Here is a 17,062-nt window from a genome sequence, read left to right on the forward strand (position 1 = left end):
ATGGGCGACTTTCCGTCAAACGCCACAGAATCGAGTTCAGGTAGATATGAAGAAGATCATCACCGCAGTGGCAGTGGCCTTGGGCACCTGCGGATTGGCGCTGGCCGCGCCGACCAGCGCCATGGCCGCCGAGGTCGGCGTGGAGATCGAACACCAGACCACCGTCGAGGGCACGCTGCCCAACAGCGACGTGCTGCAGCATCTGCACGATACGAACAACCAGATCAAGCAGGACATCGACACCACCGCCCAGCACCTCGACCAGCTGCATGAGCAGGCCCACCAGGATGCCGACAGCCTGCGCCAGCACCACGAGCAGGCATGGCAGGATGCGCAGCAGACGCACGACGACATCAAGGGCGCGGTCGACGGCGCCTACGATCGCGCGCACGACACCCAGCAGACCCTGCATCAGGACGCTCAGGACGCCCAGCAGCACCTCGACCAGGCGCACAACAACCTCAAGGCCGATCACGACGCCCTCAAGCAGCAGCATGAGTCGCTGGTGGAAGCCCAGAACCAGGCGCACAAGAACTTCCAGCAGGCGCTGGCGAACGCGTCGAAGCACAATCAGAGCGACGACCAGAAGGGCACCACCGCAACGGACGGCAAGAGCACCGACAACAAGACCTCTGACGGCAAGCAGGGATCCGCCACATCCGGATCGACCACCACGGGCAAGACCACCACGACCTCCACGAACGCATCCGGCACCCAGTCCGCGAATGACGGCGCGTCCGGCACGAACGCCTCGTCCACGGGCGACGGCACGGCGACCGGGGCTGCGAGCCAGTCCAACCAGGGCGGACTGCTCGCCTCGACCGGCATCGGCATGCCGGCGTTGACCCTGTCGATCACCGCGATCCTGGCGTTGGCACTGCTCTCGTACAGCGTCAAGGCCTATCTCAAGGACCGTCAGACCAAGTAGACGAGCCTCGGCGGTGCGCGCGCATCGTGCGCACCACACGCATCGGACACGCGAAAGGCCCGGCGAACATTCCCGTTCGCCGGGCCTTGTTGTCGTGACATGTCGGAAAAACAACGCAGGGGTGGGCGATGTAGGAATCGAACCTACGACCCCTTCGGTGTGAACGAAGTGCGCTAGCCGCTGCGCCAATCGCCCGGAAAACCATCGAGAACGGCGCCTGCGGCAGCACTCGCCTGCCGGTCAGGCACTCTCGGGTGGGCGATACAAGATTCGAACTTGTGACCCCTTCCGTGTCAGGGAAGTGCGCTACCACTGCGCCAACCGCCCGGGTCAGCCTCCTGGCGCACGGGCAACGCCCGCGAACCGGAAGCATCAGAGGGAGGGACACTCCCCCGTGCGAGCGGACAACGGGACTCGAACCCGCGGTCTCAACCTTGGCAAGGTTGCGCTTTACCAACTAAGCTATGTCCGCACTCTGCCGCCTGCAAGAGGCAACAGGTGGATAATGTACGCCAAACTGCGCACGGATGCAACATCCGCGCGTGTCAACCCCGATTCGACCGGAATCGACCCGGGTCGGCGCGCCCCGTTACAGCCCGTACACCTCGTGCGCGAACTTCTCGAGCACGGGGATCGAACGGCGCACCTTGTCGGTGTCGATGCAGTAGGCCATGCGGAAATAGCCCGGGACGCCGAAGCTGTTGGACGGCACGAGGATCAGGTCGTATTCCTTGGCCTTCATGCAGAACGCGTTCGCGTCGCCCTCCAGCGCCTTCGGGAAGATGTAGAAGGTGCCGCCCGGGCGCACCACGTCGAAGCCGATCGAGGTGAGCGCGTCGTAGAGCAGGTTCATGTTCGTCTCGTACACGCTCAGGTCGCTGGTCTCGTCGACGACCTTCGCCACGGCGAGCTGAATGCTCGAGCTCGGGCAGTTGTGGCCGGTGCCGCGGCTGATCTGGCCGCACATCGGCACGATGAGCTTCGCGTCGGTGGCGCGCGGGTTGACGGCCACGTAGCCGATGCGCTCGCCCGGCAGGCTCAGCGACTTCGACCAGGAATAGCAGCTCAGCGTGTTGTCGTAGAACCTGCTCGGGTACGGCTGCGTGCCGCCGTCGAACACGATCTCGCGGTACGGCTCGTCGCTGATCAGGAAGATGTCGTGGCCGTATTCGGCCTGTTTGGCGGTGAGGATGCCGGCCAGACGCTTCAGCGTCTCCTCCGAATACACCGCGCCGGAGGGGTTGTTCGGCGTGTTGATGAGCACCGTCGTCACCCCGGGGTTCATCGCGGCCTCGAACGCGGCGAAGTTGATCTGGAAGTTCTCGGTGTCGGCCGGCACGATGGTCAGCCGGGCGCCGGTGCCCGCGACATACGGCTGGTATTCGGGGAAGTACGGCGCGAAGGTGATGATCTCGTCGCCCGGCTTGGTGACCGCGCGCAGCGCGTGCGCCAGGGCGCCGGCAGCACCGGACGTCGGGAAGATGTAGTCGGCCGTGTAGTCCATGCCGAAGCGGCGGTTGAGGCTGTCGGCGATCGTGGCGCGCACGCTCGGGATGCCGAGCGACGGGCTGTAGCCGTGCAGCGCGACGGGTTCGGCGGTCCGGTACAGGTCGATCATCGCCTCGGTGAAGCTGGGCGGGCACGGCACGCTCGGATTGCCGAGCGAATAGTCGAACACGTTGTCGTAGCCGATTTCGGAGCCGCGCGCTGTCGCGTATTCGCTCAGCTCACGGATCACGGACTTGCCGCCGAGCATCGCCTTGTAGCCTTCGTTGATCATGGGCAACCTCCCTGTTGGCATTCTCACCCTATGTCCTCGTTTCTACCACCGCCCCAGCACATTGCGCGCCCGTTCGCGCACCAGCGCATTGCGCGCCCGCTCGTACAATGGGGAGCACGACACCGGCACGCCGAAGGAGGAGCGAGTTGGGCAACATCACGCAGTACGCGTCACGCGAAACGCGGTCGTTCACGGATGAGCCGTTCAACGCGGTGGATGCGCTGGTGCTGGCTTCGCTCGCCTACGAGAAGATGCCGGCCACCGTGCAGACGCTCGACGACGCCACGGCGCGCTACGGCACGCTGACGGCCAGGATGCGCTCGTGGTTCTCCGGCCCGCAGGACTCCGGCGTGGTACAACAGTCTTTACAGCCCCCGCAGCCCCGGACCGGCACCCCGCACCGGCACCGCATGCGCGGGCTCCCGTTCCGCGCCCCGTTCAGCGACGTGACGCTCGGCGACGTGGCCGAGGAACTCGACCCCAAGGACTTTGACGTCGCCACCGGGCACACCGGGCTGGCCGATCCGAAACTCACCCAACACCTGTACGAGGCCGTGGCCCGATCCCCCCGATTCGCGCCAATCCGCCTCGACGGGTACGCGGACCGTTTCAGCAGGGAGCGGCAGATGCAGTTCGCCGCGGTGACGATGCTGCTGCCCGACGGCACGCTGGCGGTCGTGTTCCGGGGCACCGACGACACTTTCGTCGGCTGGAAAGAGGACTTCAACATGGCCTTCCAGTACCCGGTCCCGGCCCAGCACGCCGCCGCTGAGTACGTGAACGGGGTCGCGTGCCTGTGGCGCGGCCCCCTGGTGCTGCTCGGCCATTCCAAAGGCGGCAATCTGGCCGTGTACGCCGCGCTCAACGCGCCGGAGAAGGTCGCCGAGCGCATCACGAAGGTGTATTCGCTGGACGGCCCGGGCTTCCCGTCATCGGTGGTGAACAGCCCGGCGTATGCGGCCATGATGGACCGCATCGAGAAGATCGTGCCGGATTCGTCGATCGTCGGCATGATCTTCGAGACCCCCGAGCCGTGCCGCGTGGTGCGCTCCGACCAGCAGGGGCCGATGCAGCATCTGGCGTTCTCGTGGCAGGTGAACGGCGACGACTTCGACTATCTGTCCGAAGTGGCGCACAGCTCGCAGCTGTTCAACCAGTCGCTGAACAGCTGGCTGGAGTCGATGAGCACCGAGCAGCGCGAGCGCACGGTCGACGCGCTGTTCTCGATCCTGCACGCCAGCAACACCGACAGCATCTCCGGCCTGATGAACGCCGGTCTGAAAGCCGTGCCGAATATGATCGGCACCTTCGTCGGCCTGTCGGACGAGGATCGCCGGCATCTGCTGGAGGCCGTGAATCTGTTCGTATCGGCGTCGCTGGCCCGCCGGCGATAATCCCCCCCCCATCGCGAAACGGGCACCCACCCGATGATGCTAGGCACGTTGTCCAATAAAAAACGATAATGGACAAATAGCCCAGTACCGCCGCCTGCCGCAGCGCCAACGAAAGAGAGGCCACCATGCCACGCCCACGCCGAGATTCGGAGATCCTGCCGGCCAAGGAGCGCATGGAAAACGCGTTCTGGGAGCTGCTCGCCGATCGCGAGTACCGCAAGATCACCGTCACCGACATCGTGCGCGCCGCCGACGTCAACCGCAACTCGTTCTACTACCATTACAGCGGGCTGCCGGAACTCGCCGACTCGGCCATCATGCATACGGTGCAGAACACGCATCTGGCCTTCCCCACGCCGAACTCCGATCCGGATGAGATGTGGCGCAAGAACGTGATCACCATGCTGCGCACGTCCGGGCCGCGCGAGCGTCTGGACCGTCTCGCCCTGCTCGCCGGCCCGCACAGCTCGCCGGCGCTCATCGACTCGCTGCGCGACTTCGGCCGTCTCACCATGATCAGCACGCTGCAGCTCGACCCAGATCACCTCGACCTGAAAACCGATCTGATGCTCGACTTCACGGTCGGCGGCATGCTGAGCGTGCTGCGCCGCTGGCCCGAACTGAGCAACAGCATCGAGTTGGAGGACCTGCTCAAGGAGGATGTGGCCGTACTGGCGATGGGTCTGTACCTGTCGATGTCGAAAACCGACATGCGCGGCTACTGGCACCGCATCTTCCGCGACGATGTGCGGGAGATCGGCGGAAGCGACGGAAGCGACGGACAGGGGTCGCCCGACGAGGGCACCGGCCGCAGCGAATAACGGGCGACCCGCTCCGGGCGGTCCGCGCCGCGCCGCCAAGCCAGCCCCTTCCGGTTTCCCCGGATCATCCGGGGGAATTCCCAGCGCGCACGGGCCCGCCACGGACCAGCCGCTGGGTAGGATGGGATCGGACCAGACCAACCCCGGAACCGATCAGGAGTGATACGGCTGATATGGACGCGATACTGCAGTGGTTCGGCGCGAACGCCGGCAAGATCATCTTTCTCACGATAACGCTCGTGGCGGCGGCGCTGATCACCAAGGCGCTCAGCGGCCTGCTGCGGCGGGTGCTGGACAGCACCAATATGCCAAGCGCCTCGATCTTCATCAACATCATGCGCGTGCTGGTCTGGGTCGTCGCGGTGGCGATCGTGCTCAAACCGGTGTTCGGCATCGACCCGACCACGCTGATGACGGCGCTCGGCGTCGGCGGCATCGCCGTGTCGCTGGGCCTGAAGGACACGATAGCGAATGTGATCGGCGGCTTCGGCCTCATGCTCGGCAGGGTGATCCAGCCGGGCGATCTGGTGACCGTCTCCGGCACAACCGGCGTGGTCAAGGACATCACCTGGCGGCAGACCGTGGTGCGCGAGCGCAGCGGCAACGAGATGGTGATTCCCAATTCGGTGCTCAACACCGCCTCGCTGGAACGGCTGACGCCGGGCAACGAGGGACTGGTCAGCGTGCGGTTCACCGCGAAGGGCGGCGGCGACACCGACCTGATCTCGCGGCGGATCATCGCGCGCGTGCAGGAGGCGACCTCCGAATTCGCCGAACCGGGTTCGACCCCGTTGGTCAAATTCACCGGATTCTCGCCGTACGGCATCGAAGGCGAGGTGCTCATCTTCGCCAAGCCCGGCGTCTTCCTGTCCACGGTGCGCGATGCGGCCGTGCGCGCACTGGCCGACGCCGACTACCTCGAACAGCGGGCCGCGATCGGCGCGTAGCCGATCGCGGCCAGTCGTTGGCCAGTGGCCAGTGGCCGGTCAGACGGCGAGCGCGGGGATCGGCCGGGGCGCGACGATCACGTCGGAGCCGATGGCCAGGCCGGCCGGCAGCTCGTTGGCCGGCAGCTGCACGGTGACCTTCGGCTGCTCGCCGTCGTTCCGCCGCAGCCAGTGCGCCGAGGAGAGCGCCACGTCGACGCGCACCAGCGCGCCGAGGAAGTGGATCACCTCGACGCGCGCACGCTCCCCGACGCCCGAGGCGCCGCCCGAGGCCGCGGCGGAGGCGTCCGCGGCCTGCAGCGTCAGGTTTTCGGGGCGCACCAGCACGGTGGCGTCGTCCCCTCGCCTGGACCCTTCCAGCAGGGGCACGCGGCGGCCGAACACCATGGCCTCCTTGCCGTCGGACATGCCCGGCAGACGGTTCGTCAGGCCGATGAACGTGGCCACGTATTCGGTGGCCGGCTTGCGGTACAGGGTCTGCGGGGCGGCGATCTGCTCGATGCGCCCGTGGTTCATCACGCCGATGCGGTCGGCCACGGCGAGCGCCTCCTCCTGATCGTGCGTGACGAACACGGTGGTGGTGCCAGTGCCGAGCTGGATGCGGCGGATCTCGTCGCGCAGCTGCACACGCACCTTCGCGTCCAAGGCGGACAGCGGCTCATCCAGCAGCAGCACGCGCGGCGACACCGCGAGCGCGCGGGCCAGGGCCACGCGCTGCTGCTGGCCGCCCGACATCTGCTGGGTGAACTTGCCGGCCTGATCGACCAGCCCAACCAGTTCGAGCTTCTCCATGGCGATCCGGCGCCGGTCGGATTTGCCGACGCCATGCACCTCGAGGCCGAATTCGACGTTCTGCAGCGCGGTCATGTGCGGGAACAGCGAGTACGCCTGGAACACCATCGCCATATTGCGCTTGTTGACCGGCACGCCGGTCACGTCCTGGCCGCCGACGATGATGCGGCCCGACTGGATGTCCTCGAGGCCGGCGAGCGAGCGCAGCGCGGTCGACTTGCCGCAGCCGGAGCCGCCGAGCAGCACGACCATCTCGCCGGGCTTGATGTCGAGGTTGAAGTCGTCGAGCGCCTTGAACGACGCCCCGGGGTAGATCTTGTCGACGTTCTGCATCTGGATGCCGCCGCGCCCGGACGAATCCCTGAGCACGGCCTTGGCGGCCTCGGTGACGGAACCGGTAGCGGAACCGCCGTGCCGCGCGCCGGAACGGAACGATTCGGCGGCCGACGCGACGGCGGCTTTCTGGTCGGCGATGGTCATTGTGTGCCTTCCTTACGGTTGCGCATCGCATTGGAGATAAGATCCAAGGCCACCAGCAGAATCACGCCGAAGAGCAATGCGAGCAACGACATGGCGGTGGAGATCTGGGAATTGGACTGGCCGATCTGGAACAGCGCGACCTGCAGGTTCATGCGGCCGAGCAACGAGGCGACCGTGTATTCGCCCAGCACCACGGCGATGGAGATGAACGAGGCCGACAGGATCGACTGCCACAGATTCGGGATGATCACGCGGAAGAACACGCGCGGCCACGAGGCGCCGAGCGAGCGCGAGGCCTCGCACAGCGTCTTCACGTCGATGGAGTTCAGCCCGACCGCGATCGCGCGGAAGGCGAACGGCATAACCAGAATCACGTAGGCGAAGCACAGCCAGATCGGATCGGTGCTCAGCACGTCGGCGCTCAGCCAGCGGTAGATCGGCCCGAGCCCGACGACGAGTACGATCGCGGGGATCGTCAGGGGCAGGGTCGCCACCCATTCGATCGCCCGCTCCAGCTGACGAGACCGGATGTGCACGATCACCATGGTCGGCACCATGAGCAGCAGCATGATCACGACGGTCACCGCGCACAGGCCGAGCGACGAGCCGAGGCCCTGCCAGAGCACGGCCATGTCGGTGCCCATCGCCTCGCCGTTGCCGGTGAAGATCGCCTGCCATGCGGCGAGACTCCACTTGCCGGACAGCGGGTGACGCACGGTGAACAGCAGCATCGACAGCAAGGGCAGGAACAGGAACAGCAGCGTGACGGTGAGGATCACCGCCTTGATCTCGCCCTGCCGGCGCACGCGGCGGGCGCGCAGCTGCGGAGGCTTGGGGGCGCCGGCCTGCAGCGGGGTCAGGGTTTCGCCGGATTCGTTGACGACTCCGGCATCGTTGATGATCACTGCCATCGTCCGGCCCTCTTTTCCACGGCGTGGCTGATCATCATGACGATCGCCACGACCACGATCATCGCGAACGCGAGCACCTGGGCGAAGCCCTGCTGGTTCGGGTCCATTTCGTTGCGCATCGCGCCCTGGATCATCAGCGGCACGAGGATCGAGCGCTGGGAGAAGAGCGCGGCGGCGGTCGCGTACGCGGAGAACGCGCTGGCGAACAGCAGCAGGAACGAGGAGATGAAGCGCGGCGCGAGGATCGGGCCGGCCACACGCGTCCAGTACTGCCAGGTGTTGCCGCCCAGGCTTTCGGTGGCCTCGCGCCATTGCGGGCGGATCGAATCGACCGCCGGCAGGAAGATGATGATCATCAGCGGGATCTGGAAGTAGCAGTAGACGGTGACCAGACCCGGCAGGGAGCTGAGCCAGTTCGGGTTCAGCGTGTAGTCGAACAGCGTCTTGATGAGCATCGTGCCGACGCCGTTGATGCCGAGCGTGGCGATGAACGCAAACGCGAGCATCACGCCGCCGAACTGGGCGAGCACCGAGGAGACGGCCGACACCATGCGGCGCAGCAGGCCGTTGGGCTTCGAGCCGATCACCAGAGCGTAGGAGGCGAGCGCGCCGGCGACCGCGCCGATCAAGGCGGAGGCGAGCGAGACGACCAGCGACGTGACGAAGCTGGAGATCGTGTTCGGCTCGAGCAGTTTGGCGAAATTGGCGAGGGTGAAGCCGCCGGAGGCCGAGGTGAACGCGCCGAACACCACGATCAGGGTCGGGGCGAGCAGAAAGCAGGCGGTGTAGGCGAAGAACGGGATGGTCACGCCGATGGTGCCCAGCGCCTTGCGATGCGCCGAGATCGCGGGGGAAGACGCGGCGCGCCCGCGGTTGACGCGGGCGGCCGGAGATGATGGTGCAGATGCTGCACTACTCATGATGGTGTTTTCGATTCGGGTTCGACCGGTGCGCGATCAGTTGCCGATCGTGGAGTCCCAGTTGTTCTGCAGCCATTCGGTGATCTTGGCCGCCTGCTCGCTGGTGGCGTTGATCGGGTCGCCCTCGAGCTTGACGGACTTGGCGAGCGTGTCCTTGTCGACCGTGCCGTCCTGCTGCATCGCGTCGAGCAGCACCGGGGTGGCGCCGCCCTTGAGCCACAGGTTCTGGGCGTCGGCGGAGTACAGGTACTCCTCCCACAGACGGGCGGCCGCCGGGTGCGGGGCGTCCTTGTTGATGGCCTGGTTGTAGTAGCTCACGACCTGGGCCTTCGGGAAGGTCTTGTACTGCCAGTTCACGCCCTGTTCCTTGAGGGAGGACTGGTAGGAGGCCTGGTTGTAGCTCCAGTCGAACACGACGCCGGTCTGGCCGGAGTCGATGGTGGCGTTGGTCACGTCGATCTGGGTAAGGTTGCCGGCGTCCTTGAGCTTCTTGAAGAAGTCGAGGCTGGGCTGGGTGTTGTCGAGGTCGCCGCCGGACAGAGCGTTGACCATAAGGAAGCCGTTGAACGCGGAACCGGCCTCGGCGGGCTTGCCGTTGAGCGCGACGGTGCCGGCGAACTTCGGGTCGAGCAGATCGTCGAGCGAGGAGATGTCGCCGTACTTGCCCTTGTTCCAGCCGATCGCCATGATGCCGGTGTAGTCGGCGTAGTACAGGCCGTCGGCGTTCTTGGCGCTCTCGGGGATCGAATCCCACGCCTGCACCTTGTACGGGGCGAAGTAGTCGGTGCTCGAGTCGGCCACGGACAGGCCCAGGTCGAACACGTCGGGGGCGGCGTCGGTGCCCTTGTTGGTCTTGGCCGCGTCGACCTCCTCCTTGGAGGAGGCGTTCGGGTTGAGCTCGGTGATCTTGATCTCCGGGTACTTCTTCTTGAAGCCGTCGATGACCTCGCCGTAGTTCGACCAGTCGTGCGGCAGGGCGATGACGTTGAGCGCGCCTTCTTCCTTGGCGGCCTTCTCCAGATCCGCCATCGTGCCGAAGTCGGCGAGCGAGGTGGCGGCCGCGGACTTCTCGTTCACCTTCACGGCCTTGCCGGAGGCGGAGTCGCCGCTGGCCGCGGTGCCGCCGCTGCCCGAACCGCAGGCGGCCATCGACAGGGCGAGAACGGCGGCAAGGGAGCCGGCCGCAAGCTTCTGCAGGGAATTCATCAGGATTATTCCTTTCCTCATATGCTACGGATGCGGGCCATGCCGCGACTTGGTCCCGCGCCGTGCCCGGCGTGGGACCGTCCGGTTCCCTGCAGTGCATCCGGATCGCCCCGTCGGCCCATTCCGTCCGTCCGATCCCTCACGCCGATTCATCGGCCTGATCCGCCGAACCGCTCCAACAAGCCGATTCATCGTTCCGTTGCGCAGGAGGCGCCGGCCCCGGGAAGAGTCCCGGGCATGCCGCGGCGCCCGCACATCCAAGAATCGAGGCTACGGGTGCGAGTTAACGCGACTCTGGACGCGGGATGAACAGTATCTTGTCTTTTGAGGATCCCATATGAACAATGGTGAACTGCCGCTGAACCGCCTGCTGGCGTGGAAAGCGCGTGGGTAACAGAGCGGTTCTCGGACACTTTCAACGCGTATGAGGCCTCCGGCGTAGAAACCGGTTGGGTAACAGAGTGGTTCTCGGACGTTCTCTACGCTAAAACACCTTGGAACGTCGAAAAAGTTTGGGTAACAAACTGGTTCTCGGACACTTTCAACGCCGAGACGCCTTATAGCGTCGAAAACGTCCGAGTAACGACGTTGGTACTCGGACGTTTTCAACGCCGGACACCGCTCCTAGCGCAGCACGCCCTCGATGAGCGCGGTGATCAGGTCGGTGTAGGTGATGCCGGTGGCCTCCCACGCCTTGGGGTACATGGAGATCGGGGTGAACCCGGGCATGGTGTTGATCTCGTTGACCATGACCTCGCCGCCCGGGGTGACGAACGAGTCGACGCGGCTCAGACCGGTGCCGTCCACGGCCTTGAACGCCTTGACCGCGGTCTCGCGCACGCGCTCAAGCAGCTCGGCCGGCAGCTTGGCCGGAACCTCGACGTGGCTGGCGGTCGCATCCATGTACTTGCTGTCGAAATCGTAGAACTGGTCGTCGCCGCCGGCACGCTTGTCGAGCACGATCTCGCCCGGCCAGCTGGCGCGCGGCTCCTCGCCGGCCTTCGGACACAGCACCGCGCATTCGATCTCGCGCGCGTCGATGCCCTGCTCGATCAGGACGCGCCAGTCGTGGTGGCTCGCCTCGTACACCGCGGCCGCAAGCTCGGCGGCGTCCCCCTCATGCTCGACCTTGGTGACGCCGAAGCTGGAGCCGGCGCGCGAAGGCTTGACGAACAGCGGGTAGCTCAGTCCGGCGGCCTCCACCTGCGCGAGAACCGCATCCGCGTCGGCGGCGAATTCGCCGTCCTTGTCGAACGACCGCGTGTCGAGCGTGATGCCCGGGGCGACCGGGATGCCGGCCGCGGCGAGCAGCACCTTGGTGTAGTGCTTGTCCATGCACGCGGCGGAGGTGAGCACGCCGCAGCCGACGTACGGCACATCCATCATCTCGAACAGGCCCTGGATCGTGCCGTCCTCGCCGAACGGGCCGTGCAGCACCGGCAGCACGGCATCGACGTGGCCAAGGGAGGTCATCGTGCCATCGGCTTCGCGGGCGAAGAACCCGTCCTGGCCGAGCGCCACGTCCAGCACGACGTCGCGCGAGCCCTCGACGCGCTCGACGGTCGGCAACGCGCCGCCGTTCAGATCCCACACACGGGGGTCCTGCCCCCCGACGATCCACTGACCGGCCTTGGTGATGCCGATCTCGATCGCCTCGAAGCGATCCGCGTCCAACGCCTTCAACACTCCTGCGGCGGAAATGCAGGAAATCGAATGCTCGTCCGCCTTACCGCCGTACATCACCACAACGCGCTTTTTGGCCATGTTCTCCCTTGCTCCTTCATGGGGCGTGCTCTTGCTGCCGTTTCGGCCGCCGATGCTCGATACCATCGTTGGCCAGATTACTCTCCCCTATGTCACGGGTGGTTACGTAGGGCAACCCACCGTGAGAACTTCACATGCGGGGCGCCGGCCTCACTCCTCGGTGATGTCGCCGCCGAACAGCTGGGCGAGCATCTCCTTGCAGGACAGCCCCTCGCTCAGCACGCGGCTCATCGCATAGGCGAGCGGGGTCGGCACGCCGAGCTCGTCGCCGAGCGCCACGACCGCGTCGGTGGTCGGCACGCCTTCGGCCACGCCATTGCTGACCTTCGTGGCCTCCTCGACGCTCAGCCCCTTGCCGAGATTCGAGCCGAAGGTGTAGTTGCGGCTCAGCGGGGAGCCGCAGGTGGCGATCAGATCGCCGACGCCGGCGAGTCCGGCGAAGGTCTTCGGGTCGGCGCCGGCGGCCTGGCCGAGCGCCGTCAGCTCCGCAAGGCCGCGCGTCTCGATCATCGCGGCGGTGTTCTCGCCGTATCCCGCGCCGCGGGCCATGCCGACGGCGAGCGCGACGACGTTCTTGAGCGATCCGCACATTTCGAGGCCGATCACGTCGGTGCTGACGAATGCCTTGAAGTAGCTGGTGGTGCACGCCTCGGCGACCGTGCGCGCATGGTCGATGTTCACGCAGGCCACGACGGTCGCCGCGGGCTGGCGGTCGGCGATCTCCTTGCTCAGGTTCGGGCCGGAGATGGCGGCGAAGCGGTCGGCCGGCAGATCGAGCGCCTCGCGCACGACCTCGTCCATGCGCTTGCTGGTGCCGCGCTCGATGCCCTTCATCAGGCTCACGACGATCGCATCGCCCGGGATCAGGTCCTTGAATTCCACGAGCGCCACGCGCGCGAACTGGGCCGCGATGGCCACCACGATGATGTCGGCGTCCTTGACGGCCTCGGCGCGATCGCCCGTGGCGGTCATGTTCTCGGGCAGCTTCTCGACGCTGGGCAGACGCACGCCGTTGTGGTGATGGTCGCGGATGCCCTCCACGATCTCGGGCTCCTTGGCCCACATCGTCACGGCGTTGCCCGCATCGGCCAGCACCTGGCCGAAAGCGGTACCCCATGCGCCCGCACCCAGTACCGTAATTCTCTTACCCATGTTTTGCCTCCATTTCCGCATGGGGTTCCGTATCCCCGCGTCACGACCATCGCTTGGTGACATGCTACAACCTGCCATACCGCTCAACGATGCGTCTCCACCCCCATGGCTCCCCTCCATGAGGGGAGCTGCCCGCAGCGCGGGCTGAGGGGAGCGATGCGGATCCCACCGTTCCGGCGGCAGCAGCGGCAGATACCGCAACGGCAGCCGCCGCCGGTCGGCGACGAAGCGAACGCCGCTCAGGCGTCCTTCACGCGCCGCATCGTGCGATAGTCCCAGTACCCGTCGGGGGCCTGCTCGCCGCGGATCTCGGCCATGATCTCGGTCATGCGCACGCGGATGCGCCTGGTCAGCTCGTCGGCGGCCTCCTGCGGCAGTTCGTCGCCCCACGACTCCTGATCGGCGAGCAGATCGGCATAGTCCAGTCGATTGTCGTAGCACATGACCACGTTCTTGCGCGGCCACGGCCACCAGTGGTTGATGCTGGCCGCGCCCCACGTCACCGCGCAGAACAGCGGCACCTGGCGACCCAGCCGGCGCGACGCCTCAAGCGCGATGACGCCGACGCCGTTCTTCATGCTCATCGGCCATTTCTGCGGATCGCGCGTCACCGTGCCCTCCGGCCACACGGTCAGCGGCCTGCCGTTGGTGATGATCTCGATCGAGGTCTCCTCGATGGCCCGCGCCTTGCCGGACCGGCGCTCGACCGGCTGCATGCCGACCAGCTGGAACCATTTGCCGATCAGCGGCCACTTCGCCATCTCCGCCTTGGCCATGTAACGCGGGCGGCGGCCCATGTGGAACAGGCTCATCATCGGCACGAACACGTCGAACATGGTGACGTGCGTGGCCGCGGTGATGAACACCCCCTCCTCGGGCACATGCTCGAGCCCCCACGCCCGGGTCCTGCAGCTGGCGCGGAACACGGCGGCGACCCCGGCGAGCAATCGTTTGGTCGCCTTGGGGTTCTGCGCGTTGATTTCGGCCTGATTGGCCTTGCGCGGACCGGTCGGGAATTCGTGCGTGGGATCGACGAGACGATGCCGCGCGGCGAGCTGTGCCACCTGCGCATCGGATAACGGCTTGACCGCGGAGCGCGGCGACGGTTTTCCTTTGGATGCCATGCGTTCCATTGTGCCGCCAGCCCCGTACCGGCGGCACGCCACACGCGGGCCCTGCACGATCCACGCCCGTCCGGCGCACATCCGGCGCGCAGCCGGCGCGCGACGCCGCCCGCAGCGCCGCGACGCGCCCGCAACACACGACGATATACATACCGACCGTCGGTATGTATACTGGACACAACATATCGCAAGGAGGCCGGCCATGGCACGCAACACGCATCCGGAAGTGACCGAGCGGCGCATCCTCGAAGCGGCGCGGGACCTGTTCGCGGAGCAGGGCTACGAGAAAACATCGATCCAAAACATCGTCGACCGGCTCGGCGACCTGTCCAAAGGCGCCATATACCATCATTTCGCCTCCAAGGAGGCGATCCTCGACCGGCTCACCAGCATGGACTGGGATTCCAGCCAGGGGCTGCGCGACCGGATCATGGCCGACACCGGCCTGAACGGCATGGAAAAGCTGCGCACGCTGCTCAGCATGGCCATGACAGACGAGGATCACAACCAGCTCAACCAAGAGGCGGCGCGGTTCCTCAACGATCCGACCACGCTGGCCAGCAACCTGCACTTCTGGGCCAGCGAACTGCCCGATCACTGGATGCCGATCCTCGAGGCGGGCATCGCCGACGGCTCCATCCCCACCGAATACCCGCGCGAGGCTGCCGAGCTGATCTCCCTGCTCACCAATTACTGGCTGCTCACGCAGTTCTATCCGGCCACGCGCGCCGAGCTGAAGAAGCGCGTCACCTGTCTGGCCACCATGCTCGCCGCAATCGGCGTGCCCGCGTTCGACGCCGACATGATCGACCTGATGACCGACTTCTACGCACGTCTCGACGGGCATGGCTCCGGCCAGTCCTCCCCCTCGGCCGGCACCGCCGGGTAAGGCCCTTTCGGCGCGCTTCGCGGACCGTCAGGCCAGCCCCCGGCCGCATGCGACGCACATCCCATCAGTTCGCTACCGACAAACCGCGTATGGGGGGCACGCTTCCCATATCCATCGCATATCTGCCGTCGGCCGTCACCGACGACCATCATCCGCCATCGCATCATCGCCAATTTACATACCGTCGGTCGGTATTAAAATGAAAGGACCGGTATCCGCCATGACCCTTCCAACCACCAATACGGGCGATTCGGCGGCCGTCGCAGCGGGCCGGACCGCGCCGCGCAACGGCGATTCGCCGCACTCCCCGCTGCTCGGCCGCGACTTCCTGCTGCTGGTCGCCGGCCAGGGCATCTCCCTGTTCGGCAACATGATGCTCCGCTTCGCCATGTCGATGTGGGTGCTGGACGAGACCGGTTCGGCCGCCTCGTTCGCCTCCATCCTGGCCGTCTCCATCGCGCCGACCATTCTGCTCTCCCCGTTCGGCGGGGTGCTGGCCGACCGCGTCAACCGACGCACCATCATGGTGGCGCTGGACGCCCTTTCCGCCGCGCTCGTGCTGGCGAGCGCGATCGTCTTCGCGGCCGTCGGATTCAGCATCGCCGCCATCGCCGCCATGCAGGTGTCGCTCGCCGTGCTCGGCGCCTTCGAAACGCCGACCGTGCAGGCTGCGCTCCCCCAACTGTTCCGCAGCCACGGGCCGGCCACCATGCGCCAAGGCATGGCCGTGATCAATCAGGTCCAGCAGTTGGGCAGCCTGCTGCCGAGCTTTCTCGGCGGCGTGCTGTATGCGGCGTTCGGCATCCGCACCATGATGATCGTCACCATCGCGAGTTTCGCCGGAGCGGCCGCGCTGGAATGCCTCATCCGGCTGGGGGCGCCCGATCGCGGCGAGGGACGGCTGCCGACGCCGATCGAGGATCTCGCGGCCGGCGTGCGTTTCCTTGTGCGCGACCGACCGAACGTGTTCAGGCTGCTGATGTTCGCGGCGGCGCTGAATTTCCTGATCACCGGCATATCCGCGGTCGGCTTCCCCTACACGGTCCGCACCGCGCTCGGTTTCGGCGCCACCGTCTACGGCGTCGCCGACGGTCTGGTCGGCGTCGCCGGCACAGTCGGCGCGCTCGTCGCCGGGCTATTCGCGGCGAAGCTGACGATGCGCCGCTTCCCCGCCGCGATGGCGGCGCTCACGGCATGTCTGGCACCGCAAGGCATCGCGTTCCTGCTGCCGATCGGCGCATGGGCGAGACTCGCGGCACTGGTGACGTTCACCTGCGGCACGATGATCGCCTGCTGCTTCACGAACCTCATCGCCATTCCGGCCATCCAGATGAGCACGCCGGAGGCGATGACCGGCAAGGTGATGGCCATGACCAGCGCCATCGCCATGTGCGCCCAACCCCTCGGCCAGATAATCTACGGATGGGCCTATGACCGCTTCTCCGTGGCCGCCGTACTGCTGGCCACCGCGGCGGCGGCAGCGCTGCTCACCGCCGCGATGGCCCCGCTATCCAAGCGGTTCGGCTGCTGACGGCCGACGATCAGTCGACGCCGAGATCGTAGGCGGCGGCCTCGTCGCTGGACGAATACTGGCGGAAGGCCATCAGGGTCTGCGTGCCGAGCACGCCGTCGACCTTGGCGATACCGCCGGGAATGATGTCGGTCAGCCCGTCGAAATGCGGCGTGGAGACCACGGCCACCAGGTCGACCTCCCCCGCCACCGAATACACGTCCTTGACGCCGTCGATCTCGACGATCGCCTGCGCGGCCTCGGATACCTTGTTCGCCTCGGTGTTGATCAGCACGATTGCGTCAGCCATAGTCGCTCCTTTGCTTCCTTGCATGGTCTGGCATATGTCAACGCCATTATACGGTTCCGACCCGTACGGCCGGAACCGTTCGCTCCGAAAAAACGCGCGGCGGGGCCGCACAGCCCCGCCGCCATCCACCCCTC

General features: G+C 66.3%; 15 protein-coding genes and 3 tRNA genes. 6 read left to right on the forward strand and 12 right to left on the reverse strand.

Annotated features, from left to right (window positions below; translation table 11 throughout):
- Nucleotides 1-46 precede the first annotated feature (46 nt).
- Nucleotides 47-928: a hypothetical protein gene (locus BBSC_RS10785; RefSeq protein ID WP_033518836.1), complete on the forward strand. Its 882-nt coding sequence runs from the start codon at nt 47-49 to the stop codon at nt 926-928.
- A 122-nt stretch (nt 929-1,050) separates the two neighbouring features.
- On the opposite strand, the gene BBSC_RS10790 is transcribed toward BBSC_RS10785, so the two are convergent.
- From BBSC_RS10790 to BBSC_RS10805, 4 genes are all read right to left on the reverse strand, one after another.
- Nucleotides 1,051-1,123: transfer RNA gene (locus tag BBSC_RS10790), tRNA-Val, on the reverse strand.
- 60 nt (nt 1,124-1,183) lie between these two features.
- A tRNA-Val gene (locus BBSC_RS10795) sits at nt 1,184-1,255 on the reverse strand.
- Nucleotides 1,256-1,327: 72 nt separating this feature from the next.
- Nucleotides 1,328-1,400 (reverse strand) — tRNA-Gly (locus tag BBSC_RS10800).
- 117 nt (nt 1,401-1,517) lie between these two features.
- On the reverse strand, nt 1,518-2,708 hold the full coding sequence (locus BBSC_RS10805) for a pyridoxal phosphate-dependent aminotransferase (protein WP_033518835.1): 1,191 nt from the start codon (nt 2,706-2,708) through the stop codon (nt 1,518-1,520).
- 146 nt (nt 2,709-2,854) lie between these two features.
- On the opposite strand from BBSC_RS10805, the gene BBSC_RS10810 reads away from it, so the two are divergent.
- The 3 genes from BBSC_RS10810 to BBSC_RS10820 all read left to right on the forward strand — a co-directional run bounded on the left by BBSC_RS10810 (nt 2,855) and on the right by BBSC_RS10820 (nt 5,870).
- A complete protein-coding gene (locus BBSC_RS10810; RefSeq protein WP_033518833.1) occupies nt 2,855-4,102 on the forward strand; it encodes a DUF2974 domain-containing protein in 1,248 nt (415 codons plus the stop codon).
- 125 nt (nt 4,103-4,227) lie between these two features.
- The gene (locus BBSC_RS10815; RefSeq protein ID WP_046726257.1) at nt 4,228-4,923 is read left to right on the forward strand and encodes a TetR/AcrR family transcriptional regulator; all 696 of its coding nucleotides are present in this window, start codon (nt 4,228-4,230) and stop codon (nt 4,921-4,923) included.
- Between the two features lie 173 nt (nt 4,924-5,096).
- On the forward strand, nt 5,097-5,870 hold the full coding sequence (locus BBSC_RS10820; RefSeq protein ID WP_033518832.1) for a mechanosensitive ion channel family protein: 774 nt from the start codon (nt 5,097-5,099) through the stop codon (nt 5,868-5,870).
- A 39-nt stretch (nt 5,871-5,909) separates the two neighbouring features.
- Here the strand turns inward: BBSC_RS10820 and BBSC_RS10825 are convergent, their stop codons facing one another.
- From BBSC_RS10825 to BBSC_RS10855, 7 genes are all read right to left on the reverse strand, one after another.
- On the reverse strand, nt 5,910-7,142 hold the full coding sequence (locus BBSC_RS10825) for an ABC transporter ATP-binding protein (RefSeq protein ID WP_033518830.1): 1,233 nt from the start codon (nt 7,140-7,142) through the stop codon (nt 5,910-5,912).
- Nucleotides 7,139-8,053: an ABC transporter permease gene (locus BBSC_RS10830; protein ID WP_081893113.1), complete on the reverse strand. Its 915-nt coding sequence runs from the start codon at nt 8,051-8,053 to the stop codon at nt 7,139-7,141. The genes BBSC_RS10825 and BBSC_RS10830 overlap by 4 nt, the downstream gene beginning before the upstream one ends.
- On the reverse strand, nt 8,044-8,973 hold the full coding sequence (locus BBSC_RS10835) for an ABC transporter permease (protein ID WP_033518828.1): 930 nt from the start codon (nt 8,971-8,973) through the stop codon (nt 8,044-8,046). Before BBSC_RS10835 ends, BBSC_RS10830 begins: the two co-directional genes overlap by 10 nt.
- A 36-nt stretch (nt 8,974-9,009) precedes the next feature.
- Entirely contained in the window at nt 9,010-10,179 is a 1,170-nt protein-coding gene (locus BBSC_RS10840) for an ABC transporter substrate-binding protein (RefSeq protein WP_033518827.1), read from the reverse strand.
- A gap of 624 nt (nt 10,180-10,803) precedes the next feature.
- The gene (locus tag BBSC_RS10845) at nt 10,804-11,943 is read right to left on the reverse strand and encodes a D-alanine--D-alanine ligase family protein (protein ID WP_033518826.1); all 1,140 of its coding nucleotides are present in this window, start codon (nt 11,941-11,943) and stop codon (nt 10,804-10,806) included.
- A 150-nt stretch (nt 11,944-12,093) separates the two neighbouring features.
- Nucleotides 12,094-13,095: an NAD(P)H-dependent glycerol-3-phosphate dehydrogenase gene (locus BBSC_RS10850; protein ID WP_033518824.1), complete on the reverse strand. Its 1,002-nt coding sequence runs from the start codon at nt 13,093-13,095 to the stop codon at nt 12,094-12,096.
- Nucleotides 13,096-13,334: 239 nt separating this feature from the next.
- Nucleotides 13,335-14,219: a lysophospholipid acyltransferase family protein gene (locus BBSC_RS10855; RefSeq protein ID WP_033518823.1), complete on the reverse strand. Its 885-nt coding sequence runs from the start codon at nt 14,217-14,219 to the stop codon at nt 13,335-13,337.
- 202 nt (nt 14,220-14,421) lie between these two features.
- Between BBSC_RS10855 and BBSC_RS10860 the strand changes: the two genes are divergently transcribed.
- Together BBSC_RS10860 and BBSC_RS10865 are read left to right on the forward strand one after the other, a co-directional pair.
- Nucleotides 14,422-15,108: a TetR/AcrR family transcriptional regulator gene (locus BBSC_RS10860; protein ID WP_033518822.1), complete on the forward strand. Its 687-nt coding sequence runs from the start codon at nt 14,422-14,424 to the stop codon at nt 15,106-15,108.
- 220 nt (nt 15,109-15,328) lie between these two features.
- On the forward strand, nt 15,329-16,639 hold the full coding sequence (locus BBSC_RS10865; RefSeq protein ID WP_081893114.1) for an MFS transporter: 1,311 nt from the start codon (nt 15,329-15,331) through the stop codon (nt 16,637-16,639).
- Between the two features lie 10 nt (nt 16,640-16,649).
- Here the strand turns inward: BBSC_RS10865 and BBSC_RS10870 are convergent, their stop codons facing one another.
- Nucleotides 16,650-16,928, reverse strand: a complete 279-nt coding sequence (locus tag BBSC_RS10870) for an Lrp/AsnC ligand binding domain-containing protein (RefSeq protein ID WP_033518820.1) — start codon at nt 16,926-16,928, stop codon at nt 16,650-16,652.
- Nucleotides 16,929-17,062: the final 134 nt, after the last annotated feature.

Origin of the sequence: Bifidobacterium scardovii JCM 12489 = DSM 13734 (genome assembly GCF_001042635.1) — a bacterium.
GTDB lineage: Bacteria > Actinomycetota > Actinomycetes > Actinomycetales > Bifidobacteriaceae > Bifidobacterium > Bifidobacterium scardovii.